This window comes from Streptomyces canus (assembly GCF_041435015.1).
Classification (GTDB): Bacteria; Actinomycetota; Actinomycetes; order Streptomycetales; family Streptomycetaceae; genus Streptomyces; species Streptomyces canus_G.
The window spans coordinates 2,346,747-2,371,834 of the sequence record NZ_CP107989.1 but is presented as its reverse complement, the minus strand read 5'-3'; the positions used below and the strand labels follow the sequence as shown (position 1 = coordinate 2,371,834).

Sequence of the window (25,088 nt, the reverse complement as noted above, 5' to 3'; positions counted from 1 at the left end):
AGTTGACCTCGCTTTGGATGCAGGAGACCCATGCCCGACCTGCCGACCCCCCAGGACGCCGCCGAGGCCGCGCTGTTCTCCGAGTGCTGGGATGCCGTGCTGTCGTACGCCGATCTGTGCACGGCCGGCTCCACCGCCGCCACCGAGCTGGCCACGGAGGCGTTCTCCCTCGGCATGCGCGAGGTCCGTGAGGCGGAGGCCGCCGCCCGGGGCGTCGGCCGCCGTCCGGCCCGGCTGCCCCGAATACCCCTGCTGCTGACCGCCGTTCGCACGACGGCGGCGGAGTGGGAGACACAGGGGCTGGGCCACCGGCTCGACCCCGATCTGCGGCTGTGGCTCAATTCCGACAAGGCCGCCCGCTACACCGGCCCGCCGCTCCAGCGGCCGATCGCGCTGCGCGGACTGCGCGATCTGCAGGCAGCGGACGCCGAACTGCTGTGGCTGGCCGAGGTGGAGGCGCTGCCGCTGTCCGCGGTGGCCCGCCGGCTCGGCCTCGACCCGGCCACCGTGGGCGACGAACTCGCCCAGGTGCGCGGTCTGTTCCGGGACCGCAGCCACCGCAACCATCTCGACATGCCGATGGACGCGCAGTGCCGCAGCTACGCCCGGCTGCTGGACGCGGTCACCCGATCCACCTCCGGCGAGACCCCGGACGACCTCTCCCGCCACCTCGCGAGATGCCGGCAGTGCGCGGAGGCCGCCGCCTGTCTTCGACTGCAGGGCGGCGGGCTGCCCGCGGCCCTCGCGGGCGGGGTGATCGGCTGGGGCGGGCTCGCCTATCTGGAGCGCCGCCGCCGGGCCGCCGAGGTACGCCTTGGCGCCCGACGCCCGGAGGCACTGGAGAGCGGGCCCCCGAACCCCGGGGCGCACAAGGCGAAGGTCGTGCGCAACGGACTGCTCGTCGCGGCCGTCCTCGTCTCCCTGCTCGCCCTCGCCGTCTCGATGATGCCGGGCGACGACACGGGGAACAGTGCCGCCAAGCCCGGCACCGGTACCTCCGCCGACGGTGAGCCGGTGGCCAACCCCAGCTCGTCCGTCCCCGCCGCCACGTCCCGGGCGCCCGGCTCGGCGCACCCGTCGCAGACGCCCAGCGGGAACCCGTCCGAGTCCACGGGCGCGAAGAACTCCGACCCGGAACCCCAGGGGACCTCCTCCGCCGGTGCCGAGGAACCGGAGCCCGGCGAGAGCGTCACGCCGTCCTGCCAGGTCGAGTACACCCTCGTCAACCAGTGGCCCGACGGCTTCCAGGGCGCCGTCACCGTCACCACCACCGAGGCGCTCAGCGACTGGCGGGTCACCTGGTCCTTCAAGGACGGCCAGAAGGTGACGCAGATGTGGGACGGGAGCTTCACCCAGAGCGGCGCGAAGGTCACCGCGAGCGCCGCCGACTACAACAAGTCCGTCCCCGCGGACGGTTCGCTCTCCCTCGGCTTCCTCGCCACCTGGCAGGGCAGGAACGCCCCGGCGTACGACTTCTCCCTCAACGGGCGGGAGTGCGTGAAGGCCTGACACCTTCGGTTCCGCAGGGGGCTGTCGCGCCTACTTCGCCGCCCACAGCCCCCGGACGTGCCCGATGTGCCGGGTCATCACCGCATGGACCGCCCTCTCGTCGCGGGCGATCAGCGCGTCGAGGAGTTCCAGGTGCTCCTCGGCGGAGGCCAGCAGGCGGCCGGACTTCACCAGCGGGGTGAGGCCGTAGAGCCGTGACCGCTTGCGCAGGTCGCCGACCACCTCGACCAGATGGGCGTTGCCCGCGAGGGCGAGCAGGCCGAGGTGGAAGCGGGTGTCGGCCTCGACGTACGCGATGAGGTCACCGGACACCGCCGCCTGGACGATCTCCCGGGCGGCGGGACGCAGCGCCTCCAGGGAGACCGGGTCGGCGGTCGAGGCCAGCTCCACGACGGTGGGGATCTCGATGAGCGAGCGGATGTGGGTGTACTCGTCGAGCTGCTTCTCGGAGACCGCGGTGACCCGGAAACCCTTGTTGGGCACGGTGTCGACCAGGCCCTCCTTGGCGAGGTCGAGCATGGCCTCACGCACGGGGGTGGCCGACACACCGAAGCGGGCGGCGAGCGCGGGCGCCGAGTACACCTGACCCGGCAGCAGTTCGCCCGCGATCAGCGCGGCCCGCAGGGCGTCGGCGACCCGCTCCCGGTAGCTGCTCTTCTTGCCGCCGAGAACGGGCAGAGCGGGGGTGCTGGATCGCTGGGCGGCCATGAGGGGCATCTCCTAGTGGTGCAATGTCACGCGGCACCCGGCATTATCCTCGACGCCCTCGGGGCTCACAGGACGAATCCCGCCGGGAACGGATCGGTCGGGTCGAGCAGGTACTGCGCCGTGCCGGTGATCCACGCCCGCCCGGTGAAACTGGGCAGGACGGCGGGGCGGCCCGCCACCTCGGTGGTGCCGAGGAGCCGGCCCGTGAACCGCGTCCCGATGAAGGACTCGTTCACGAACTCGGTGTGCAACGGGAGTTCGCCGCGCGCATGGAGCTGGGCCATGCGCGCGCTGGTGCCGGTGCCGCAGGGGGAGCGGTCGAACCAGCCGGGGTGGATGGCCATCGCGTGCCGGGAGTGGCGGGCGGTCGCGCCGGGCGCGACCAGGTGGACGTGGTGACAGCCGCGGATGGAGGGATCCTCGGGGTGGACGGGCTCCTCCTCGGTGTTGATCGCCTCCATGAGGGACAGCCCCGCCTTCAGGATGTCGTCCTTGCGGGTCCGGTCGAAGGGCAGCCCGAACCGGTCCAACGGCAGGATGGCGTAGAAGTTGCCGCCGTACGCCAGGTCATATGTCACCGTCCGCCCGTCGGCCAGTGCGATCTCGCGGTCGAGGGCGACGGCGAAGGACGGCACGTTCCGCAGCGTGACGTGCTTCGCCCTGCCGTCCTCCACCGCGACCTCGGCGACGACCAGGCCCGCCGGGGTGTCGAGCCGGATCGTGGTGACCGGCTCGACGACCTCGACCATGCCGGTCTCCACCAGCACGGTCGCCACCCCGATCGTGCCGTGTCCGCACATCGGCAGATAGCCCGAGACCTCGATGTACACGACACCCCAGTCGCAGTCGGGGCGGGTCGGCGGCTGGAGGATCGCGCCGCTCATCGCCGAGTGCCCGCGCGGCTCGTTCATCAGGAGCTGCTTGATGTCGTCGCGGTGCTCACGGAAGTACAGCCGGCGCTCGTTCATGGTCGCGCCGGGGATCGTGCCGATGCCGCCGGTGATCACGCGGGTGGGCATGCCCTCGGTGTGCGAGTCGACGGCGTGCAGGACGAGTGTGCTGCGCATGGTCCGCTCTCCTTGACGAGTTAGACGAGTCCCGCGGCGACGGCCTTCTCCGTGGCGGCCCGCACGACGGCCTCCTGCCCGGGCAGCAGGGGGACGCGCGGCGGACGCACGGGCCCGCCGTGCCGGCCGGCGATGTCCATCGACAACTTGATCGCCTGTACGAACTCGACCTTGGAGTCCCAGCGCAGCAGCGGGTGCAGCTGCTCGTACAGCTTCCTCGCGGTGCCGAGGTCGCCGGCCACGGCTGCCCGGTACAACTCGACGGAGGCCCTGGGCAGCGCGTTCGGGTAGCCGGCCACCCACCCCTTGGCCCCGGCGAGGGCGAGTTCCAGCAGGACGTCGTCGGCGCCGATCAACAGGTCCAGCTCCGGGGCGAGTTCGGCCAGCTGGTAGGCGCGGCGGACATCACCGGAGAACTCCTTGACCGCGCGGATGTATCCCTCGGCGTGCAGTTCGGCCAACAGCTCCGGCACCAGGTCGACCTTGGTGTCGATGGGGTTGTTGTACGCCACGATCGGCAGACCCGCCTTCGCGACCTCGGCGTAGTGCGCGAGGACCGACCGTTCGTCGGCGCGGTAGGCGTTGGGCGGCAGCAGCATCACGGACGCACAGCCCGCGTCACGCGCCTGCTCGGCCCAGCGGCGGGACTCCGCCGAGCCGTACGCGGCGACGCCCGGCATCACCCGCTCACCGCCGATGGCGGCCACGGCCGTCTCGACGACCTTGGCCCGCTCCTCGGGGGTGAGCACCTGGTACTCGCCGAGCGAGCCGTTCGGTACGACGCCGTCGCAGCCGTTCTCGACCAGCCAGGCGCAGTGTTCGGCGTACTTCTCGTAGTTCACCGACAGGTCGTCGTTCAACGGGAGGGCGGTGGCGACGAGCACTCCGCGCCACGGACGAAGGCTGGCGGTCATGTGGATCACCTCTCCATAGGGTGTGACATATCACTGTTCCTCGGTCTCTCCGGCCCGGGCCAACACGCCCAGCGGCACCGGCCGTGCGAACGGCCTGCGGCCCGCGGTCTCCGCGCACCCGGCGACACCGGCCACTCCGGGCCCGCACACCCGGCCCTGGCACCAGCCCATCCCGGCCCGCGTCAGCAGCTTCACGGTCCTCAGGTCACCGGCCCCCAGCTCGCGCACCGCCTCCCGCACCGCACCGGCCGACACCTCCTCACAGCGGCACACCACCGTCCCGTCGGTGACCTGCTCGGCCCAGTGCGCGGGCGGCACGTAGACGGAGTCGACGGCGGCGAAGAAGGCCCGCAGCCCGGCCCGGGTGCGCGCGGCGGCCGCCCACTCACCGGGATCCGGTGCCCGCCCGGCCAGCCGCGCCGCGACCGACCGCCCGGCGATGTGTCCCTCGGCGAGTGAGAGGGCGGAGCCGCCGATGCCGGTGGTCTCGCCCGCCGCCCACACCCCCGGCACGTCGGTGCGCTGCTCGTCGTCGACGTACACGTCCGTGCCGTCGACCCGGCAGCCCAGCGCGTCGGCGAGGTCGGTGTGCGGCAGCATGCCGTGACTCACGGCGAGGGTGTCGCAGCCGAGGCGTCGGCGGGTGTCCTGACGCACCCGCCCGTCCCGGTCGAGGGCCGCGATCGTCACCGCCTCCAGCCGCTCGGCGCCGTGCGCCGCCACGACGGTGTGATGGAGGAGAGTGCGTACCCGGTGCCGGAGCAACTGCCCTGCATACTGGGCGCCTTCGGCCACCTTGCCCGGTCGGCCCGCCAGCGTCCGGGACCGCCGTACGAACGACTTCGGGTCGGCCGAGTCCACCAGCGCGGCGACCGTCGCGCCCGCCGCGGCGAGGCCGGTGGCGACGGGCAGCAGCAGCGGCCCGGTCCCGGCGACGACGGCGGTACGGCCCGGCAGCACGAGCCCGCCCTTGAGCATGGCCTGCGCCCCGCCCGCCGTGACGACACCGGGCAGGGTCCAGCCGGGGAAGGGCAGCACCTTCTCGTAGCCGCCGGTGGCGAGGAGGACCGCCGCCGCGCGTACCTCGGCCGGCTGCTCCTGCTCGGGGCCCACGAGGGCGTGCACGGCGAAACCGGCGGTGTCCCGGCGCTCGACGAACCAGACGTGATGATCCGTCATGTGCCGCACGGTGCCCGCCTGCACATGGGCGCGCAGGCCGTCCCGCAGTCTCTCCCAGGTCCGCCACTGGTGATGCAGTGCCTGCGGCCGACGGGCCCCGAGCCCGGGTGCGGGCTGCCGGTAGAACTGCCCGCCCGCCTCCGCGGCCGAGTCGATCAGGGTGACACGGATGCCCCGGGCGGCCGCCGCGAGGGCGGCCGCGAGTCCGGCCGGACCCGCACCGATCACCGCCAGGCTGGGCTCAGTCATCGTGGCCCGTTCCCTCCTGCGTGCGGATCGCGTCGCCCGGCCGCAAGGGCATCAGACAAGCCCGTTGGTTCGGGCGGTCGTTGACGGTCACCAGGCAGTCGAAGCAGACGCCGATGCCGCAGAAGATCCCGCGCGGGCGGCCCTCGCCGCGGGTGGTGCGCCAGGAGGTGATGCCCGCAGTCCACAGCGCGGCGGCGACGGTCTGGCCGGGCAGGGCCTCCATCTCCCGCCCGTCGAGGGTGACGGTGAAGGGGGGACCGGGCTCGGCGCCCACCAGCTCCAGCGGGTTCACGAGGCCTCCTCGGAGGCGGAGGCGGAGGCGGAGGCGGGGAAACGGTCGGGACGGAAAGGTGCGAGATCGAGATCGGGGGCGCGCCCGGCCAGCACCTGGGCGATCAACTGCCCCGTCCCGGTGGACAGTCCGATGCCGGCGCCCTCGTGCCCGCAGGCGTGGAACAGCCCGGACACCCGCGGATCGGGGCCGATCGCGGGCAGGTGATCGGGCATGTACGGCCGGAAGCCGAGGTACGTCCGCATCGCGCGCACCCGCTCCAGGAACGGGAACAGCCGGGTCGCGCCCTCCGCCAGCGCGCGCAGCGCGGGCAGCGACAACGACCTGTCGAAGCCCACCCGTTCACGGGTCGCACCGATCAGGACGGGCCCGGCCGCCGTCCCCTCCACGACAGGTGAGGTCTGCAGGGCCGCCGAGTCGCTGGCCACGTCGGCCACGTAGTCGGCGGCGTACACCTTGTGACGGACCAGGCGGGGCAGCGGCTCGGTGACCAGGACGAAGCCGCGTCGGGGGAGCACGGGGAGGCTCACTCCCGCCAGCGCGGCCAGCTCACCGCCCCACGTCCCGGCGGCGTTGACGACATGCGGGGTGTGGATCTCGCCCCGGCCGGTCCGCACCCCGCGCACGGCACCGTCGGCGCCGCGCAGCACCTCGGTCACCGCCGCGCCGGTGAACAGCCGGGCACCCGAGGACCGTACGAGATGAGCGGCGGCCAGCGTCGGCATGACCTGCGCGTCCTGGGGATACAGCACAGCGCCGGTGAGTCCGGGCGCCAAGTGGGGCTCCAGCTCCCTGAGTCGGCCTGCGTCCACCCGCACCGCCTCGACGCCTGCGGCCCGTTGCCCGGTCGCGAACCTCTCCAGGGCTTCGAGGCCGTCGGACGTGGAGGCCACGACCACGCCGCCCTTGAGTTCGTACTCGATGGCGTCGCCGACCTCCTCCGCCAACTCGGTCCACAACCGGCCGGACAGGAGGGCGAGTTCGAGCTCGGGTCCCGGCTCCTTGTCGGAGACCAGGAGATTGCCCTCACCGGCGCCGGTCGTACCGCCGGCCACCGGACCGCGGTCGACGACGATCACGTCGAGGCCCGCGCGGGCGGCGTACAGGGCACAGGCCGCACCCACCATCCCGGCTCCGACGACCACGACATCGCAGGTCAGTCGCTTGCTCACGTCAGTACTATGTCACATGCCGCTCTCGGCGGGAACACCATGACGTCGCACCGGCGGGCGGGCGGGGGGGGGCTGGGACGGACGGGGCTCACCGGGCCGTCAGTCGATCTCGCTCGGGTCGGCGGACGGGGTCCGGCCCGCCTGGACGTCCTCGAGACGGGCCGCGCCCAGCTTCGCCGCCTGCTCGGTGGTGTGGTCGTCGGCTCCGTCGAGGCCGCCGTTGGTGAAGGTGATCGCGTCCGTGCCGAACCGCAGGGCTGCGACGTCGAGGGTGAGGGTGGTGGGCTCCCCGCCCGAGGTGCCCTGGACCGTGACCTGCAGCCCCTGCCGGGCATCGCCCTCCTTGGGCAGGGAGGTCGCGACCACCTGGACCGTGCGCTGCCCACCCGAGCCGTCCTTCGCCGTGAACTGGTCGCACTTGACCGGCAGGCTCTTCAACCAGGCGAAGGACGTGTCCAGCGCGGCCTTGTCATAGGCGGCCACCTGGTACAGCAGCCGCGACTCGCCCTCCTTGAAGCCGGTGAGCGCGGACGCTCCGGACGGCTTGCCCAGGAGCTCGTCGTCGTAGAGCCGGTCGAGCAGCTTCTGGCAGTCGGCCGCGTCGGCCTTGGCGGTGAGGAAGTCGGCGACGTCCACCTGTCCGACCAGCAGGCTGTCGCGCCAGGTGGCCGCGTTCTTGACCTTTGTCCAGTCGTCCTCCAGATCCGCCTCCGTCACCAGCGCGGCACGCGCCCCGGCCGGGGTGAGCGCGGCCGGGGACTGCTGGGCGAGCGGCGAGGAGGAGATCTCCGTGGTGATCTCCGTGGTGTCCGCGCGGTCCTGACCGCTGTCGTCACCGTCCGCACACGCGGCGGTCGTCAACAGGGCTCCGGCCGCGAGGATCGAGGCGAGGACGCGAAAGGGGCGGGGCGGACGGTGGGTCATCACGAGGTCTCCTGGAGATGGGGCGGTGGTTCCATGCCACAACCGCTCCTCCCGTACGACCAACGCACCGGGCCGTTCGAGTGAGAGGGGCGACGGCACCGGGCTCCGGAAAACCGGTGGCGCCTCCGACGCCGGGGCCTCTAAGGTGAGACCGCTTCGCACGGCCGCTCACGGCTGCCGTGCCCCACGAGCGAGGAATGAGGGAGGTGTCGACCGATGGCTGTCTTTGCGAAGAGCGCTGCTCGCATCCAGATCATCAAGTCCACCTCCGTGGCCGTCGGCTGACACCAACTCCTGGTGCCGGGGCCACCCTTGTGAAGGGTCACCCTTGACTTCCAGCTCCACTTCTCATGCTTTCTCCGCTCTCGCTCCCTACGGCTGGGACGAGGCATGGGCGGACGAGTTCGCCCCCTACGAGCCCGAGGGGCTCCTGCCCGGACGGGTGGTCCGGGTCGACCGCGGGCAGTGCGACCTCGTCACCGCCGAAGGGATGATGCGGGCCGACACGGCCTTCGTCACGCCGCCCGATCCGATGCGGGTCCTGTGCACCGGTGACTGGGCCGTCGTCGAGCCCGGGGGCAGCCCTCGCTATGTACGGACGTATCTGCCACGCCGTACCGCATTCGTACGCTCCACCTCCTCCAAGCGGTCCGAGGGGCAGATCCTCGCGGCCAACGTCGACCACGCGATCGTCGCCGTGTCGCTGGCCGTCGAGCTCGACCTCGGCCGCATCGAACGGTTCCTGGCCCTGGCCTGGGAGTCCGGCGCACAGCCGGTGGTCGTGCTCACCAAGGCCGACCTCGTGCCGGACGCGGTGACGCTCTCGCATCTCGTGCAGGACGTGGAGACGACCGCGCCGGGCGTCCCGGTGCTGACCGTCAGCGCGCTGCACGGGGAGGGGCTCGACGTACTCGTCGCGGTCGTCTCCGGCGGTACGACCGTGCTGCTCGGCCAGTCCGGCGCGGGGAAGTCGACACTGGCGAACGTGCTCATCGGCGAGGACGTGATGACTGTGCAGGCCGCACGGGACGCGGACGGGAAGGGGCGCCACACGACCACGACCCGCAACCTCCTCGCCCTGCCGGGCGGGGGCGTACTGATCGACACGCCCGGCCTCAGGGGCGTGGGACTGTGGGACGCCGAGACCGGTGTCGGACAGGTCTTCTCCGAGATCGAGGCACTGGCCGCACAGTGCCGCTTCCACGACTGCGCGCACGAGAGCGAGCCGGGGTGCGCGGTACTGGCCGCGATCGACTCCGGTGAGCTGCCCGAGCGGCGGCTGGAGAGCTACCGGAAGCTGATCCGGGAGAACCAGCGGATCGTGGCGAAGACGGACGCGCGGCTGCGTGCCGAGATCCGGAAGGACTGGAAGAAGAGGGGAGCGGAGGGGAAGGCGGCGATGGACGCGAAGCGGGGGCGCTGGGCGTAAGGGTCGGCCGCGGGTGGGTGGGGGCCGGTCGCGCCCACGTGGCGGAGCCGCATAGGGATCCAGCCCCGCGCCCCTGAGCGGGTGCAGTCACACGGAACTGACGCGGCACCCCATCACCGTGTCCGATTTCCGCCAGCGGCATCCTCGCCCACGGCGGAAACTGGAACACGTGATGGACGAAGACACCAGGTACGAAGCCGTCCGCAGCCGGGACGCCCGGTTCGACGGGGAGTTCTTCTTCGCTGTCGAGACGACCGGGATCTACTGTCGGCCCAGCTGTCCCGCGGTGACCCCGAAGCGTCGCAACGTCCGCTTCTACCAGACGGCAGCCGCCGCGCAGGGCTCCGGATTCCGGGCCTGCCGGCGGTGCCGCCCGGACGCGGTCCCCGGTTCCGCGGACTGGAACGTACGGGCGGACGTGGTGGGCCGGGCGATGCGCCTGATCGGCGACGGTGTCGTCGACCGGGAGGGCGTCGCCGGGCTCGCCGGCCGCCTCGGCTACAGCGCCCGCCAGGTCCAGCGCCAGCTCACCGCCGAGCTCGGCGCCGGCCCCGTCGCCCTGGCCCGCGCCCAGCGCGCCCACACCGCGCGTGTCCTGCTCCAGACCACCGGCCTGCCGGTCACGGAGATCGCGTTCGCCTCGGGCTTCGCCAGCGTGCGGCAGTTCAACGACACGGTCCGGGAGATCTACGCCTCCACCCCCAGCGACCTGCGGGCCGCCGCCCGGACCGCACGCCGTGCGGCCACCCCCACGGCGGGCATTCCGCTCCGACTGGCCCACCGCGGCCCCTACCGGGCCGGCGCCGTCTTCGACCTGCTGGAGAGCGAGGCCGTACCCGGCGTCGAAGAGGTGGGCGGGGCACCCGGGCTGCGCACCTACCGCCGTACCCTCCGCCTCCCGCACGGCACCGGCATCGTCGCCGTCCAGGAACGCACCGGCACGACCGGAACCACCTCCGGCGCGAACCCCGGCGGCTGGCTCGACGCCCATCTGCACCTCACCGACCCTCGCGACCTGACCACCGCCGTCGGACGGCTGCGGCGGCTCTTCGACCTCGACGCCGATCCCTACGCCGTCGACGAGCGGCTCGGCGCGGACACCCGGCTCGCTGCCCTGGTCGCCGCCCGCCCAGGACTCCGGTCGCCCGGCGCCGCCGACCCCGAGGAGTTCGCCGTACGGGCGCTGGTGGGCCGTAGCGCATCCGAGCGGCTCGTCCAGCGCTACGGCAAGACCCTGGACGCACCCTGCGGCAGCCTCACCCACCTGTTTCCCGAGCCCGCGGCCCTGTCGGAGGCGGCCGGCCCTCTGGGCACGCTGGCCACCGCCCTGGCCGACGGGGCCGTACGACTCGATCCGGGCGCCGACCGAGACGAGGTGCAGCACGCACTCCTCGCCCTGCCCGGCCTGGACGCCCGAACGGTCGCCGTCATCCGCACCCGCGCCCTCGGTGACCCCGATGTCGCGCCACCGGGCCTCGACGCCCCCGACAGCTGGCGCCCCTGGCGCTCCTACGCCTGGCAACACCTGCGCACAGCAGGAGAGTTGGAGTAATCATGGCCATCCGCTGGACCCGTCTCGACAGCCCCGTCGGCACCCTGCTCCTCACCGCCGACGAGACCGGCGCGCTCACCTCGCTGTCCGTTCCGGAGCAGAAGAAGGGCCGTACCGTCCAGGAGGGCTGGATCCACGACCCCGTCCCCTTCCGGGACGCCGAGGAGCAGCTCGCCGCCTACTTCGCCGGTGAACTCAAGGAGTTCCAACTGGAGTTGCGTCCTGAAGGCACCGAGTTCCGGACCCGCGTCTGGGACGCCCTCGACGACGTTCCGTACGGGGCGACCACGACGTACGGCGAGATCGCCGCGCGCGTCGGTGCCTCCCGCGTCGCCGTCCGGGCCGTGGGCGGAGCGATCGGCGCGAACCCCCTGCTGATCCTCCGCCCGTGCCATCGGGTGATCGGCGCGAACGGCCTGCTCACCGGGTACGCGGGCGGCCTGGAGCGCAAGACGGCCCTGCTCGCCCTCGAAGGTGCCCTCTAGGACTCCTCGAGCCCCCAGCTGTGGATCCGTCGTGGATGGATGCGGATCAGTTCCTCGCTGAAGTGCGGGCCCAAATCGTGTGGGCCCGTGAGGAGTTCCGCCTCGCCGCGGATGTCGATGCCGCGCACCGTCCACGGTTTCAGACGGGCGATGTCGTCGACGACCAGCGCGACCTTCGGGTTCTTCTGGAGGTTGCGCCATTTCTTCGTGCGGCCCATCGCGTAGCCCCCGATCAGGATGGTGCCGTCGTCCTGGGGGAAGAAGCCGACCGGGTTCGCCTGCGGCTGTCCCTGCGGGTCGACGGTGGCGAGTCGTCCCAGCCGCTGGGACTTCAGGTACGCGCGCTCGGCCTCGCTGAATTCGGTCATGGCAGCCACCCAAACACGCGCGTGCCGTCCGCACATCGGAATCTCGTCCTAGGCCTGTCTGGGGCCGCGGTCCTACGTCAGCTGCCCCACAGCACCGTCCCCAGCCACGCGCCCATGATCAGCAGGCAGGTGAACAGTTCCGCCAGCACGCTGGAGCCGCCCGAGTGCATCGCCGTGCGCAGGGCGGCCTTCGCCGACCCGTGGCGGCCGAGCCGGAGGCGCTCCGAGAGGTAGATGCCGCCCATGAACCCGGGGATCGCGCCGAGCACGGGGATCAGGAAGAAGCCGAGGAACGCGCCCGCTCCGGCGTAGACCGCCATGCGCGGGGTGGCCCCGCTCTCCCGCAGCCGGCGTGGCGGTAGCGACCAGCGCACCACCTGGGACAGGAACAGGGCGAGCGTGGCCCCCACGAGCACGCTCCACGCGACCGGTTGCGGATCCTTCAGCGCCCACCACAGGACCGCGGCCCACACGAGCCACGACCCCGGCACCCCGGGCAACAGAACCCCGACCAGGCCGAACAGCATGACCAGGCCGACCAGCAGGAGGTCCCACACTCCCATGAGTCCAGGGTGCCGGAGGCAGGCAGAAAGTGCAGGTCAGCGATATCAGCCCGGCCCGTCCCCGGCCCGTCCCCGGCCCGTTGGGGAAGAGCTGCGCATCGGCCTCACGGCGGTGGGCACTCGGGCCGTCGTCCGGCACAGCTCTGCGACAGGGAAGTGGGTCACACTCAGGGCCGACCCGACCGGTACCCACGACGTGCGTCCGCCGGAGTCCGGGTCATTCGGCGTCGCCGGGCGGTTCTCCCGTGGGGGGTGGAACCGTCCGGCGACCCGTCGCAACACAGTTCGACGCGCGTGGCGGGGCTTGATTTTCGGGATGCCCCGTTTTCATACGGCCGGTGCGGTGGACAATTGGGGGCATGAGCCAGCAGGGGGGAACGCCCACCGGTCGCGGTCACGAGGACGACTGGTGGGGGCAGCTGTACGACTCCACCGACGACACGGGCCCCACACCGGCCCCGGACACCCTGGACGACCGCTTCGCCTCGGCAGCGGGGGCGGTGCGGGACGGGCCGGGGGGCGGGCGGCTGAGTTTCGAGGCGGGGCCCGGTGAGGGACGGCCGGGCTGGGAGGCGGGGCCTGGTGAGGGCCAGCGGGGCTCGGGGGCGGGGCGCGGTGTGGGTCAGCCGGGTTCGGAGGCGCAGTCCGGTGGTGGACGGCCGGGCTGGGAGGCGGGGCCCGGTGTGGGTCAGCGGGGCTCGGGGGCGGGGCTTGGTGGTGGACGGCCGGGTTCGGGGGCACGGCCCGGTGAGGGTCGGCCCGGATCGGAGCCGGGGCTTGGTGGTGGACGGCCGAGCTTGGGGGCGGGGCCTGGTGTGGGTCAGCCGGGTTCGGAGGCGCAGTCCGGTGGTGGACGGCCGGGCTGGGAGGCGGGGCCCGGTGAGGGACGGCCCGGCTGGGAGGCGGGGCCTGGTGAGGGCCAGCGGGGCTCGGGGGCGGGGCGCGGTGTGGGTCAGCCGGGTTCGGGGGCACCGTCCGGTGAGGGACTGCCCGGATCGGAGGCGGTCCCTGGTGGTGGGCGGCCGGGTTCGGAGGCAGAGCTTGGTGGCGGACGGCCCGACTCGGGGGCGGGTCTAGGCGGGGGGCAGCAGCCGGGCTCGGGGGCAGGGCTTCGTGGTGGACGGCCCGGCCCGCAGACAGGGTCCGGTGACGGACAGCCCGGTTCCGAGCCGGGCGCTGCGGAGGAGCAGAGCCGTCGGCCCGGTACCGGGGTTCCCGCGCCGCGGACAGGCTTCCCCGGGGCGACGGCCCCCTCGCCCGGCCGGCACCCCGTCCCCTGGCAGGCGCCACCTGACGCATCCGACGGCCCCGCGTCCTTCCCGCCCGGCCCCAAGCCGCCCGGCTTCGTCGAGCGGCCCGCCGAGGACCGCCCGCCCTCGCCACCCGGCGGCCGTACGTCCACCGAGACGCCTCCGGCCACGACCGTTCCGGCCTCGCGCCTGCCGACCGAGCCCCCGAGGCCGCCGACGGCGGCACCCCCGCACCCCTCAGCCCCACCGCGCCCCGCGGCTCCACCGCAGGACGCCGACCGGGCCGTTTCGCCTGACGGCGGAGGCTTGGGCAGGGATGGTGTCGCTGATGGTCCGCCGCCGGGCGGTGACCGGGTCGTTTCCTCCGGCCGCGGCGACGCCGGAGCGGTCTCGCCGGGTGGGGTCACTGGCGGCCCGCCGCAGGACGCCGATCCGGTCGGTTCGCCGGGCCGCGGCGATTCCGGAGGGCGTGGTGCCGGCGGAGTCGACCCGCGTGGGGGCGCCCCGGACGGGGTCGGCTCGCGCACGGGTGACATCGCAGGCGGCGCCGAGGACGTGCCCACATCTGGCGGCCCCGAGAGCTTTCCAGGGCCCTCGTCGAACCGAGGCGGAGCCGGCCCACCTCGCGTCGAAGGCGACTGGTGGGCCGCCCCACCCGACGTCGACGCCGACCTCGCCCAAGTACCCCCCGCAGCCGGCCCGGGTTCCACTCAGCCCAACCTGCCCCCCGAGCCCCCCGAACCACCCGGACGTGGCCGGACCGCCGACCACGACCAGGACGGATCCGTCCAGGACCGCCGAGGTGCCGACCAGGACCCCGCTCCCGCGCCGCAGGCACCCCGAACCGCCACCCGCGTGGACATCCCCACCCTCCCGCCCGCCCCCGTCGGATTCGTCGGCTCCGGCCCTCCCACCTACGACGCCGAACCCACCGCCCTCCCGCCCGCCGACCCCGACGAACTCGACGACCTGGTGGCGGACACCGTGCTGGACGGCGCCAGGTACGGGGCGTGCACGCTGCGAGCCGTGTCCGCGCGAGGGGACTCGGCCAGGTTCCGCGGCGAACCCCGAAGGGACTCCCTGCTCACCGCCCGGTTCGGCACCGGCGAGCAGGCGCTGATCCTCGTCGCCATGGCCACCGGTGCCCGCGCCACCCCCGGCGCCCACCGCGCCGCCGCCGAGGCCTGTCACTGGATCGGGCGGGCCATAGGGCGCAGTCAGGCCCGGCTCGCGCAGGACATCAGCGCCGCCCGCCGCGGCGACCTCAAGTCCGGGCTGCACCGGCTCACCGACCGCAGCCTCGGCAAGCTGCGCGCCAGCGCCGTCGAGCAGGGCGTCGACCCGGAGGAGTACGCCGCCACCCTGCGCTGTCTGCTCCTGCCCGCCGACCCCGACTGCCGGATCCGCGTCTTCTTCGGCGTCGGAGAGGGCGGCCTCTTCCGCCTCCGCGACGGCGAGTGGCACGACATCGAACCCCGCATCACCGACGTCACCGGCGAACCGGTCGTCGGCTTCGGCTCCCTGCCGACCGAGACCCCCGAGGGCGACCGCCTCACCATGGACCTCGGCATCCCGACACCCCCGAGCGCCTACGAACCCGCCCCGGAGCCGCCCCGCGAACCCTTCCGCTTCCGTGCCTCCGTCGCCCGCCCGGGTGACACCCTCCTGATGTGCACCGGAGGCCTCGCCGACCCCCTGCGCGGCGAGCCCGAACTGTGCGAGTACCTCACGGGAAGGTGGTCAGGACCCCCGCCCGGTCTCGCCGAGTTCCTCGCCGACTCCCAAGTCCGGGTCAAGGGATACGCCGACGACCGTACGGCCGCCGCTGTTTGGGAGGCGTGATCGCGGCCATTGTGGATTGATGGACCCAAGGAGACCGAAGGGGTGCATGGTTCCATGGCCAAGCAGAACGTCGCCGAACAGTTCGTGGACATCCTCGTCAAGGCCGGGGTGAAGCGCCTCTACGGCGTCGTCGGCGACAGCCTCAACCCCGTCGTGGACGCCGTCCGCCGCAACTCCGCCATCGACTGGGTGCACGTACGGCACGAGGAGACCGCCGCCTTCGCCGCGGGCGCGGAGGCCCAGATCACCGGCACTCTCGCCGCCTGCGCCGGTTCCTGCGGACCCGGCAACCTGCACCTCATCAACGGGCTCTACGACGCCCACCGCTCGATGGCCCCCGTGCTCGCCCTCGCCTCGCACATCCCCTCCAGCGAGATCGGCCTCGGCTACTTCCAGGAGACCCACCCGGACCAGCTGTTCCGCGAGTGCAGCCACTACAGCGAGATGATCTCCAACCCGCAGCAGATGCCGAGGCTGCTCCAGACCGCCATCCAGAACGCCGTCGGCCGCTCCGGCGTCAGCGTCGTCACCCTCCCCGGCGACATCGCCGACCAGCCCGCCCCCGACAAGGCCGCCGAGACCGCCCTCGTCACCTCCCGGCCCAGCGTCCGCCCCGGCGACGCCGAGATCGACAAGCTCGTCGAGATGATCGACAAGGCCGACAGGGTCACCCTGTTCTGCGGCAGCGGCACGGCGGGCGCGCACGCCGAGGTCATGGAGTTCGCCGAGAAGGTCAAGTCACCGGTGGGGCACGCCCTCAGGGGCAAGGAGTGGATCCAGTACGACAACCCCTTCGACGTCGGCATGAGCGGACTGCTCGGCTACGGCGCCGCCTACGAGGCCACCCACGAGTGCGACCTGCTGATCCTGCTCGGCACCGACTTCCCGTACAACGCCTTCCTCCCCGACGACGTCAAGATCGCCCAAGTCGACGTACGTCCGGAGCACTTGGGCCGCCGCTCCAAGCTCGACCTCGCCGTGTGGGGCGACGTGAAGGAGACCCTGCGCTGTCTGACGCCCCGGGTGAAGGCCAAGACGAACCGGCGCTTCCTCGACAAGATGCTCAAGAAGCACGCCGACGCACTCGAAGGGGTCGTGAAGGCGTACACCCGCAAGGTCGACAAGCACGTCCCGATCCATCCCGAGTACGTGGCCTCCGTACTCGACGAACTCGCCGACGACGACGCGGTGTTCACCGTCGACACCGGCATGTGCAATGTGTGGGCCGCCCGTTACATCTCGCCCAACGGCCGCCGCCGGGTGATCGGTTCCTTCTCACACGGCTCGATGGCCAACGCGCTGCCGATGGCGATCGGGGCGCAGTTCACCGACCGCGGGCGACAGGTCGTGTCGATGTCCGGCGACGGTGGGTTCTCCATGCTGATGGGCGACTTCCTGACCCTCGTCCAGTACGACCTCCCCGTGAAGGTCGTCCTCTTCAACAACTCCTCGCTCGGCATGGTCGAGTTGGAGATGCTGGTCGCCGGGCTCCCCTCCTACGGCACCACCAACAAGAACCCCGACTTCGCGGCCGTGGCCCGCGCCTGCGGTGCCCATGGCGTGCGCGTGGAGAAGCCCAAGGACCTCGCCGGGGCACTGAAGTCGGCGTTCAAGCACAAGGGTCCCGCCCTCGTCGACATCGTCACCGACCCCAACGCCCTCTCCATCCCGCCGAAGATCAGCACCGAGATGGTCACCGGCTTCGCCCTGTCCGCCTCGAAGATCGTCCTTGACGGAGGAGTCGGCCGCATGCTCCAGATGGCCCGCTCCAACCTCCGGAACGTCCCCCGGCCCTGAGCAGCCCGTGGATGCAAGACTGGCCGCATGCCAGACATCGCCTTCACCGACGTCGCGCCCGTCGTCCCGGTCCGGAACCTCGACGTGGCCCTGGAGCGATACCGTCTGCTGGGCTTCGCCGCGCGTGCCTACGACGGTCCGCAGCGGTACGGCTTCGTCGAGCGGGGTGCGGTCTCGATGCACCTCAGCGAGTGGTCCGAGCACGACCCTCTGCGCACCGGAGCCGTCGTCTACCTGTACGTGAGTGACGCCGACGCCGTCCATGCCGAGTGGAGGGCCTCCGGCGTCGAGGGCCGCTTCGTCGAGCCGGCCGACACGCCTTACGGACTACGGGAGTTCGCCTACGTGGACCCCGACGGCACGGCTCACCGGGTGGGGTCCGCGGCCGGCTCCTAGGTGCCGGACTCCACCCAGGCCCGCTCGCCCGCGGCGTTCGTGCCGTACCAGAGACGCGTCAGGCCCTTGATGCTGGTCGTGCGGAACGGGCGGCCGTGGTCGTCGATGCGGACCGTGCCGGTGCGGCCCTGCGAGGACCAGTCGAGTTCGAGGTACCAGTTGCAGTCGTACGTCTGCGTCGTCGCGGTGACCAGCAGTACCTCCGGGTCCGTGGCGGAGACCCGGTAGGGGAACTGCACCGCGGGGACGGTCTGTCCGGTGTCGTTGCCGGCGACCGCGTGGGCGATGGGGCGGTCGATGTCCAGGTTCACGTCGAAGCCGCGCGGGGTGATCCCGCCGCCACAGCCCTGGTCCATGGCGTACGCGGTACCGGGTGCCGGGGAGCTGCGGCCGGTGATCCGGACGCGGAGCGCCTCCAGGACGACGGCCGTGGACGACCGTCCCTGCACGGAGATCTGCACCTTCGTCTCCCGCCCGTGGATCGCGCCCTGCGTCGCCGCCCAGATCCCGGCGTCCTGCACGAGCGGGGGCGGGGGAACCTGGGAGGGCGGCTTGTCGATGACGTAGTCGTGACCGCAGCTTCCCTCCCAGATCTGGGAGTTCGCGCTCCAGGTCAGGGGCGTGCCGACGGAGGTCCCCTGCTGTCCGGCCCCCGGGCCCTCCTTCGCGGTGCCGCGGCCGTGGGACGCCGAGGCGGAGGGCCGCGTTCCGGTGGTCTCGGCCGAGGGGGAGGCGGACGTGGCGGAGGGTCTCGGTGACGGCGATCCGGAACGGTCCGGCAGGCCCGACGCGGTCGTCCGGGATGACGGGTCAGGAGCCTGGGCCACCTTGTCCGAGGCGGGACGGCCGGACGGCAGCGCCGAAAGACTGCCCAGAGTGGCGAGAGCGACCACGACGGCGGCCGCGGTGACGAGGAAACGCCGACGGCGGTACCAGGGGCGGGGCGGGGGAGCGGACCCCGTCACCCGCACGGTGTCCGGCTCACCCGCACTCTCACTGTCGTCCGGTCCCTCGAATGCGCTCTCCGGGCCCGGCTCGCAGGCTGCGTCCGCGCGAGGGTCGCCCGCTACCTCCGTCGGCCCTGCCCCCGCCGGCACGACCAGAGCCGCTGTCGACTCCGACGACTCCGACGTCTCAGACGACTCCGCAGTCCGCGGTCGCTGTCTCGCCGCGACCGCCGAGAGCCACAGCCGGTGCAGGTCCATCCGCTCCTCGGCCGATGCCCCGCACAGCGCCGCGAACCGTTCCGCCGGTGCGAAGTCGACCGGTACCGCGTCGCCCGCGCAGTACCGGTGCAGGGTCGAGGTGTTCATGCCCAGCCGCCGGGCCAGCGAGCCGTAGCTGCGGTCCGTGCCCTCCTTCAGCCGCCGCAGCAGGGCCGCGAACTCCTGGACATCGTCCTGTGGTTCAGGTGCCGACAACGATTCCCCCTAGATCCCGCATCCCAGGCACTCCCTATACCTGCACGTCAGACGGCCTGGGATGGTTCCATGCCGACGGATCCCGTGTCCCATGTTGCGTCCGCCCCGTGTGACCGCTGATGCTCTTGGTGTCACACCGACCGGGCCGGACCGACCATCCGGCGTCGTCGTGGCATCCCACATTCCTGTACGCATCTCACGGGGGACACTCATGCCCAAGCACAGTCGAGCAGGCGGGCTCACCGTACTCTCTCTCACCGGCCTCATGCTCGGCGTCACCCTCGCCGTGCAGGCCGGAGCCGCGCCGGCCGCGCCCAAGTTCCTCTCGGCCGCCGACCTCCCGCCGCACCCCTCGTCCACGTGGACGGCGGGCAAGGTGACCGACGGCGTACCGGAGGAACTGCAGCTCTGTCTGAAGGACGCGCTGCCGGGCTACGACTCCCGGTACCGCGACTTCCGCACCGACCTGGACACCAGCGCCCGCCAGCTGACGATCGAGGTCGGCACCAAGACCAAGGCCGCGGCCCTCGCCACCCGTATGAACAAGGAGATCCGCACCTGCGCGGACCGCCTCGAACAGGGCGACCCGGATCTCCAGGCCACGTACAAGGACTACGGCAAGGTCGCGGTCGAGGAGGGCGCCCGGGTGCACGGCCTGCACACCGAGCACTCGTTCGGCGCCACCGACATCCACCTGCTCTCCGTCGGCCGGGACGACCGGACCGTCACCGTCGTGGAGTGGTCCCAGATGGGCGACTTCGCCGACGCCCCGGTGAAGGCCTTCAAGAAGACGACCGCCACCGCGGTGAACAAGCTCCACTGAAGCCGGGGCCGCCCTCCCGCACGGGGGTCGGGCGGGCGGCCCCGCACGGACCACATGACCAGTAGCAGAAACCTGAAAGAAAACGGGGAACACAGATGAACACGACCAAGGCGACCCGCCGCACCACCCTGGCCCTCGGCCTCGGCCTCGCCCTGGCCCTCGGCCTCGGCGTCACGGCCCAGGCCTCCGCCGGAGCACCGCGCAGCGTCAGCGGGAAGCCCTCCGACAACATCACGCGCATCGCCGACTTCTACGGCGCCTACATCGACGCGGTGACCGACGAGGGCAGCGGCGACCTCCGGGACGCCCTCCGCGCCCACTACCTCACGCCCGCCTTCCAGAAGGAACTGAACGCCTGGGAGGAGAAGGAGCACGCCGACGGCGTCCTGCGCGCCCAGAACGTGCCCCTCGCGTGGAAGGTCACCGACAACGGCACCACCGCCGCCCGCACCGAGGCCGTCGTCACCCTCACCTGGAGCGCCGGGCAGACCAGCACCCTCGTGGTCGACATGACCCGTGGCAGCCACAAGATCTTCCACATCGGCACCAAGGGCGTCGCAGGCAAGTAGTGGCGGATTCCGGCCAGTTTCCCGACTGCCACACCTGTTCGCCGGGTACGGCGAGGTCGGCAGTGCGAGGTCGGCAGATTGGCCCATGCCCGGTGGTCCCGGTGTCCCGGAGCCACATGGCTCAGCAGCCCTGTGGCACCTCGGGGTCGGCTGCCGCCTCCGGGAACGGACGCACCATTTCACCTCCGCTCGCCGGACCCGATCGTCGGGTGCCGGCGGCGGGGGTGCACTCCGTTTCAGGGGGCGCGCGGGTCGTCGTACGGCAGGCTCCTCACCTCGAGGCCCGGAACGGAACGTGTGAATCCGGGACCGGTTCCCGCCCGGAGGCCCAGGTCCGCGCACTCCTCGCGTCCCTCGGAACCACCCCGCCGACCAGGTGATTTCCCGCGCCTTCCAGGAGTGAAGGGCTCGCGCGGCGCCCGTGGCGTCCGGAACCCCGACACCGGTTCGCAGGGCACCTGCCGCACGGAGGGGGCCGGCGGCATACGCGCCGCGTGTCGGGCGGCCCGTACGGGTCGCCGCGGGGCGCCGCCCCGTCGGAGCGGCTCCGGCGTGCGCGGTGGTCCGCGGGGCGTGGCCCGGGATTCGTCCGCTCCGTCGGCACCGCCGTGGTCGCCCCCGCAAACGTGGCCGAACACCCGGTCGTTGACGATTCGACATGACTGGCGCATGAACCAGGGGGGCATGGATCCCCGTGAACGTGTTCGAGCAGGAGGGGAACCGACATCGGCACGCGGGCGGGGGTCATGAAGAGGCAGGCACGAGGAGGCGGTCCCACGGCAGTAGGGGCCTTCTCGGCAAAGACCATGGAGGAGAAGGCGGACAGCGCCCTGGAGCAGGCGCAGTCGCCTCAGCTCCGGCGCAGACTGGAGCGGGCGGACCTGGGGGCCGTACCCGAGACACGCAGGGCCTTGCGCGAGTTGTTACGACATTGGGGGAGGCCCGGACGATCCGAGATAGCCGAACTGCTCGCCAGTGAACTCGTCACCAACGCACTCGTGCACACCGACGACGACGCGGTCGTGACGGCCACGGTGGGGCCCCGGGCGCTGAGGGTCGAGGTGCGGGACTTCGTGGCCCGCAGACCCCGGATGCGCGTACCGAACGCCGGCGACGGTACACACGGCAGGGGCCTGGTCCTGGTGCAGTCCCTCGCGGACGCCTGGGGCGTACGGGCACACGGCGTGGGCAAGGCCGTCTGGTTCGAACTCGACGCCGGAACGGCGTGAACCACGGGAGGGGGGCGTGACCGCGTCGGTCACGCCCCCCTCCCGTGGTGCTCCGGCCTCTCGGGCCGCGCCCTTCAGGCCTTGGCCTCGGCTTTCGCCTCAGCCGAACTGCTGCTCAAGATCCTTGAGTTTGCGCTCCAGCGAGTCGAGTCGCGGCAGGGCCATTGTGTCGTCCTCCGCGGTGAGGTCGACGGACTGCGACTCAGACGCGCCGCGGACGGGCTGGAGAGAGGGACGCTGGCGTACGGGCAGCGGCTCCGGGTTGGATATGGCAGGCTCCGCGGAGGCTCGCTCCAGAGCCGGGGCCGCCGGGGCCTCCAACTGGCGCCCGCCGCCCCGGCCGACGAAGCCGCGGTGTCCCCGGCTGATCGCCTTGAGCTGGGCTCGCTCCACGCGCTGCTCGCCGCGCCGACGCAGTCGGGCCGCTTCCTTCTCCCGCTTGTCCTCGCGGACCTCGTCGACGGCCTCGTCGAGGCTGCGCACGTTCTCCAGCAGCATCAGCGACCAGGCCTTGTACGTCTCACGCGGCGCCCTCAGCCAGCGGACGATGCGGATCTGGGGCAGCGGACGCGGCACCAGACCCTGCTCGCGCAGCGCGGCCCGGCGGGTCTGCTTCAGCGCGCGGTCGAAGAGGACGGCCGCCGAGAGGGACATGCCGGAGAAGAACTGAGGCGCGCCGTCGTGACCGAAACCCCTGGGCGCGTGCACCCAGTTGAACCAGGCCGCGGCGCCCGCGAACGTCCACACCAGTATCCGGGAGCCGAGCGCGGCGTCGCCGTGGCTGGCCTCGCGCACAGCGAGGACGGAGCAGAACATGGCCGCGCCGTCCAGGCCGAACGGGACCAAGTACTCCCAGCCGTTGGAGAGGCCGAGGTTCTCCTGGCCGAAGCCCACCAGACCGTGGAAGGAGAGGGCGGCGGCAACCGCCGCACAGCAGAACAGGAGGACATAGGAGGCGGTGCCGTATATGGCCTCCTTGCGCCTGCGGCGCTCCTCGCTCCGCTCCCACGAGTCGTCTTTCGCGTGCTCCCCGCCGGACCGCTTGCTCCGCGCGAGCACCGCCACCGCCGCCAGCATGCCCAGGAGCAGTACGGCGCCCGGAAGCAACCAGTTCAGCGATATGTCGGTCAGTCTCATCTGGGGTCCCTTGCATTGGGATAGGGCGTAACGCCCGCCATAGTGGCCCAATCCCAACGGCCCTCAGGCGTTTTCGGGGCAAGAGGCCGCCAAGGAAGTGCAAGGGGTTGCCCAGGGCGGCGTTCTGCTCGAACTGCCGCTTGAGGGGCGGGAGTTGAGTTCGAATAAGACTACCCGTACGGGTGGTTCCACGGAAAGTTCCTGCGACAAGTGAGGAAGTTGTGAATTGCCTGTAACCGAACGGGCGTCCCAGTCGGCGCTGATCTTACGGGACGCGGGAGGACGGTCTGCGGCGGGGTCCCCTCTGACGGGACCTCAACTGGCGGCGGCCGCCGTGAGCTTGGCGATCCGGTCCGTGTCGCAGGTGCGCGGGCAGGTAGCACAGGTGTCGTCAGGATCCAGTGTGTAGTACATGCAGCAGCTGATCCGGTCCCGGGTGGCCAGGGGCCTGCCGTCGGGGCCGGTGAGCACGCGGAAGGCAGGGGAGCCGGCGTACGGCTTCGTCGTCCCGGGCAGGAGGAGCTCCAGGGCGTGTTCGGCCCGGCGCCTCTCGTGCTCGCCGAGGAGTTCGGCGACGTACCAGATCCCCTCGACGATCTCGTCGGTCACCATGCCCCACAGGGCCCTGCCGCGGCGGCGCATGCGTGGGCCGAAGGCGGCGAGGAGCGGCTCCATGTGCTCGGCGATCGCGTCCCTCAGTTCCGCGCGCAGGGACTCCTCGTCCGGGACCGTGTACGCGCCGGGGAGCGTGGCGGCCGGGTCGTCCGGGAGGCAGGCGAACGGGCCCGGGTGGACCGCGAGGGCCATCGGGCCCCGGGTGCGGTCGTAGGAGACCCGGGGCGCCGGGTAGCGGGGGACCCTGCGGTGCAGGAACCAGGGTGCCGTGAAGAGGAGACAGGCCGGCCAGGTGTAGCGGTGCAGGCCGAAGCCGGCGATCACGTCCGGGCGGCCCTTCCTGGCGTTGTCTCGGAGGACCTGCTCGTCGTCCCAGGCGAGGAAGGTGTCCAGGGCGGTGCCGCTCCCCGCGAGGGCCGCGGCGGTGAACCAGCCGTCACCGGCCGGGAGGGGGGTGTCCGCGGGCAGCTCCGTGACCGTCAGCACCGGGAGAGCCTCGGTCATGCGCGCGTAGGCGGCTGTGACGGCGGAGCGGGGGGCGGGCGGCGGTATGGGCATGCGGGGGCACCGATTCACAGTCGTCTAAAGGTAAGGCTTACCTTACCCGGGATCGTTGGGATTTGAACTGGAGCGTTCTGCGCCTAAGGTGCTTGACGGGTGAGTAACAACCCGTCGTTAATGACCCCAAGTACCGACACGTCCGGAGGAGGACCCGTGAAGCAGGGTGCGCAGGGCTCCGCCGGGAAGGGGGGTGTGGAGCGGGCCATGGACCTGGCCGTGGGCGCGGTTCGGGTGCCGCCGCAGATGCGGGCCCCCGATGCTGCGCGGGCCCGGGCCGAGACGGGTTCCGGGGTCCGGGGTGAGCACACGCACAGTGAGGTGCCGATTCCGCGGCCTGTCATCCAGCGGGCCTCCGTGCGGGGGCAGATCCTCGATGCCTTGCGTACGGCGTTGGTCACGGGGGAGTTGCGGCCCGGTGAGGTGTACTCGGCGCCCGCGCTGGGGGAACGCTTCGGGGTGTCCGCCACGCCGGTGCGGGAGGCCATGCAGCAGCTCGCTTTGGAGGGGGCCGTCGAGGTTGTCCCCAACCGTGGGTTCCGGGTCGTCGAGCGGGGGGCCCGTGAGCTGGCCGAGTTGGCCGAGGTGCGGGCGCTGATCGAGGTGCCGGTGATGCTGCGGCTGGCGCGGAGCGTGTCGGTGGAGCGGTGGGCGGAGCTGCGGCCGGTGGCGGAGGCGAGCGTGCGGGCGGCGTCGTCGGGGTGCCGGGCGACGTACGCGGAGGCCGATCGGGCCTTCCACCGCGCGGTGCTGTCGCTGTCGGGGAACGAGCAACTGGTGCAGATCTCGGAGGACTTGCACCGGCGGTCTCAGTGGCCGCTGCTGGGTGGTTCCGCGGCCCGGGGGCGGGCGGACCTGATCGCGGACGCGGCGGAGCACACGGCGCTGTTGGACGCGTTGATCGCACGGGATCTGGATGTGGTGCGGGGGTTGGTGGGCGGGCATTTCGCCGGGAGCTCCTGACGTCCGGCGGTTGGGCGGGCCTGTGCGGGTGCGGTGGGGGTGGGCGTTGTGCGCAGTTCCCCGCGCCCCTGGATGCC

General features: G+C 72.2%; 23 protein-coding genes. 11 read left to right on the top strand and 12 right to left on the bottom strand.

The features are described from left to right. The first annotated feature begins 30 nt into the window (after positions 1-30). Positions 31-1,509, top strand: coding sequence for a cellulose binding domain-containing protein (locus OG841_RS10610; protein WP_371564581.1), 1,479 nt, complete (start codon positions 31-33; stop codon positions 1,507-1,509). A 30-nt stretch (positions 1,510-1,539) separates the two neighbouring features. Here the strand turns inward: OG841_RS10610 and OG841_RS10605 are convergent, their stop codons facing one another. The 7 genes from OG841_RS10605 to OG841_RS10575 all read right to left on the bottom strand — a co-directional run bounded on the left by OG841_RS10605 (position 1,540) and on the right by OG841_RS10575 (position 8,014). Continuing rightward, positions 1,540-2,217 carry a GntR family transcriptional regulator gene (locus tag OG841_RS10605; protein WP_057610980.1) on the bottom strand — a complete coding sequence of 226 codons (678 nt, stop codon included), beginning with the start codon at positions 2,215-2,217 and terminating at the stop codon, positions 1,540-1,542. Positions 2,218-2,282: 65 nt separating this feature from the next. Further along, positions 2,283-3,284 (bottom strand): proline racemase family protein, encoded by a 1,002-nt coding sequence (locus OG841_RS10600; protein WP_328641649.1) that lies wholly within the window; start codon positions 3,282-3,284, stop codon positions 2,283-2,285. A gap of 20 nt (positions 3,285-3,304) precedes the next feature. Next, positions 3,305-4,198 (bottom strand): dihydrodipicolinate synthase family protein, encoded by an 894-nt coding sequence (locus tag OG841_RS10595; protein ID WP_328641650.1) that lies wholly within the window; start codon positions 4,196-4,198, stop codon positions 3,305-3,307. Positions 4,199-4,228: 30 nt separating this feature from the next. Then, a complete protein-coding gene (locus OG841_RS10590; protein ID WP_328641651.1) occupies positions 4,229-5,626 on the bottom strand; it encodes an NAD(P)/FAD-dependent oxidoreductase in 1,398 nt (465 codons plus the stop codon). Beyond that, on the bottom strand, positions 5,619-5,918 hold the full coding sequence (locus OG841_RS10585; protein ID WP_328641652.1) for a (2Fe-2S)-binding protein: 300 nt from the start codon (positions 5,916-5,918) through the stop codon (positions 5,619-5,621). Before OG841_RS10585 ends, OG841_RS10590 begins: the two co-directional genes overlap by 8 nt. Beyond that, positions 5,915-7,090 carry an NAD(P)/FAD-dependent oxidoreductase gene (locus OG841_RS10580; protein WP_328641653.1) on the bottom strand — a complete coding sequence of 392 codons (1,176 nt, stop codon included), beginning with the start codon at positions 7,088-7,090 and terminating at the stop codon, positions 5,915-5,917. The genes OG841_RS10585 and OG841_RS10580 overlap by 4 nt, the downstream gene beginning before the upstream one ends. A 99-nt stretch (positions 7,091-7,189) precedes the next feature. Then, positions 7,190-8,014, bottom strand: coding sequence for a hypothetical protein (locus OG841_RS10575; RefSeq protein WP_328641654.1), 825 nt, complete (start codon positions 8,012-8,014; stop codon positions 7,190-7,192). A gap of 328 nt (positions 8,015-8,342) precedes the next feature. Between OG841_RS10575 and rsgA the strand changes: the two genes are divergently transcribed. The 3 genes from rsgA (at position 8,343) to OG841_RS10560 (ending at position 11,480) form a co-directional block, all read left to right on the top strand. Further along, on the top strand, positions 8,343-9,443 hold the full coding sequence (rsgA, locus tag OG841_RS10570; RefSeq protein ID WP_328641655.1) for a ribosome small subunit-dependent GTPase A: 1,101 nt from the start codon (positions 8,343-8,345) through the stop codon (positions 9,441-9,443). Between the two features lie 172 nt (positions 9,444-9,615). Then, positions 9,616-10,995, top strand: coding sequence for a DNA-3-methyladenine glycosylase 2 family protein (locus OG841_RS10565; RefSeq protein WP_328643689.1), 1,380 nt, complete (start codon positions 9,616-9,618; stop codon positions 10,993-10,995). 2 nt (positions 10,996-10,997) lie between these two features. Beyond that, a complete protein-coding gene (locus OG841_RS10560; RefSeq protein ID WP_328641656.1) occupies positions 10,998-11,480 on the top strand; it encodes a methylated-DNA--[protein]-cysteine S-methyltransferase in 483 nt (160 codons plus the stop codon). Here OG841_RS10560 and OG841_RS10555 read toward each other — a convergent pair. After that, complete coding sequence (locus tag OG841_RS10555; RefSeq protein ID WP_365122181.1) at positions 11,477-11,848, bottom strand: PPOX class F420-dependent oxidoreductase; 372 nt, start codon at positions 11,846-11,848, stop codon at positions 11,477-11,479. The two genes, OG841_RS10560 and OG841_RS10555, sit on opposite strands and share 4 nt — an antisense overlap. Before the next feature lie 77 nt (positions 11,849-11,925). Then, complete coding sequence (locus OG841_RS10550; RefSeq protein WP_328641658.1) at positions 11,926-12,411, bottom strand: DUF456 domain-containing protein; 486 nt, start codon at positions 12,409-12,411, stop codon at positions 11,926-11,928. 2,105 nt (positions 12,412-14,516) lie between these two features. Between OG841_RS10550 and OG841_RS10545 the strand changes: the two genes are divergently transcribed. The 3 genes from OG841_RS10545 to OG841_RS10535 are packed head-to-tail and all read left to right on the top strand — an operon-like array spanning position 14,517 to position 17,696. Continuing rightward, positions 14,517-15,503 (top strand): protein phosphatase 2C domain-containing protein, encoded by a 987-nt coding sequence (locus OG841_RS10545; protein ID WP_371564573.1) that lies wholly within the window; start codon positions 14,517-14,519, stop codon positions 15,501-15,503. 54 nt (positions 15,504-15,557) lie between these two features. Then, positions 15,558-17,300, top strand: a complete 1,743-nt coding sequence (locus OG841_RS10540; protein WP_328641659.1) for a pyruvate dehydrogenase — start codon at positions 15,558-15,560, stop codon at positions 17,298-17,300. Between the two features lie 27 nt (positions 17,301-17,327). Further along, positions 17,328-17,696 (top strand): bleomycin resistance protein, encoded by a 369-nt coding sequence (locus OG841_RS10535; protein WP_328641660.1) that lies wholly within the window; start codon positions 17,328-17,330, stop codon positions 17,694-17,696. On the opposite strand, the gene OG841_RS10530 is transcribed toward OG841_RS10535, so the two are convergent. Next, entirely contained in the window at positions 17,693-19,117 is a 1,425-nt protein-coding gene (locus OG841_RS10530) for a helix-turn-helix domain-containing protein (RefSeq protein ID WP_328641661.1), read from the bottom strand. The genes OG841_RS10535 and OG841_RS10530 overlap by 4 nt on opposite strands. A 211-nt stretch (positions 19,118-19,328) precedes the next feature. Between OG841_RS10530 and OG841_RS10525 the strand changes: the two genes are divergently transcribed. The 3 genes from OG841_RS10525 to OG841_RS10515 all read left to right on the top strand — a co-directional run bounded on the left by OG841_RS10525 (position 19,329) and on the right by OG841_RS10515 (position 21,738). After that, positions 19,329-19,940: a hypothetical protein gene (locus OG841_RS10525; protein WP_057617356.1), complete on the top strand. Its 612-nt coding sequence runs from the start codon at positions 19,329-19,331 to the stop codon at positions 19,938-19,940. 95 nt (positions 19,941-20,035) lie between these two features. Next, the gene (locus OG841_RS10520) at positions 20,036-20,509 is read left to right on the top strand and encodes a hypothetical protein (protein WP_328641662.1); all 474 of its coding nucleotides are present in this window, start codon (positions 20,036-20,038) and stop codon (positions 20,507-20,509) included. An 806-nt stretch (positions 20,510-21,315) separates the two neighbouring features. Then, on the top strand, positions 21,316-21,738 hold the full coding sequence (locus OG841_RS10515; RefSeq protein WP_328641663.1) for an ATP-binding protein: 423 nt from the start codon (positions 21,316-21,318) through the stop codon (positions 21,736-21,738). 99 nt (positions 21,739-21,837) lie between these two features. Here the strand turns inward: OG841_RS10515 and OG841_RS10510 are convergent, their stop codons facing one another. Beyond that, the gene (locus tag OG841_RS10510; RefSeq protein ID WP_328641664.1) at positions 21,838-22,875 is read right to left on the bottom strand and encodes a DUF2637 domain-containing protein; all 1,038 of its coding nucleotides are present in this window, start codon (positions 22,873-22,875) and stop codon (positions 21,838-21,840) included. Between the two features lie 315 nt (positions 22,876-23,190). After that, the gene (locus OG841_RS10505) at positions 23,191-24,048 is read right to left on the bottom strand and encodes a (2Fe-2S)-binding protein (protein WP_328641665.1); all 858 of its coding nucleotides are present in this window, start codon (positions 24,046-24,048) and stop codon (positions 23,191-23,193) included. Positions 24,049-24,204: 156 nt separating this feature from the next. Here OG841_RS10505 and OG841_RS10500 point away from each other — a divergent pair, with 156 nt between their 5' ends. Next, on the top strand, positions 24,205-25,011 hold the full coding sequence (locus tag OG841_RS10500; protein WP_328641666.1) for a GntR family transcriptional regulator: 807 nt from the start codon (positions 24,205-24,207) through the stop codon (positions 25,009-25,011). Positions 25,012-25,088 lie beyond the last annotated feature (77 nt).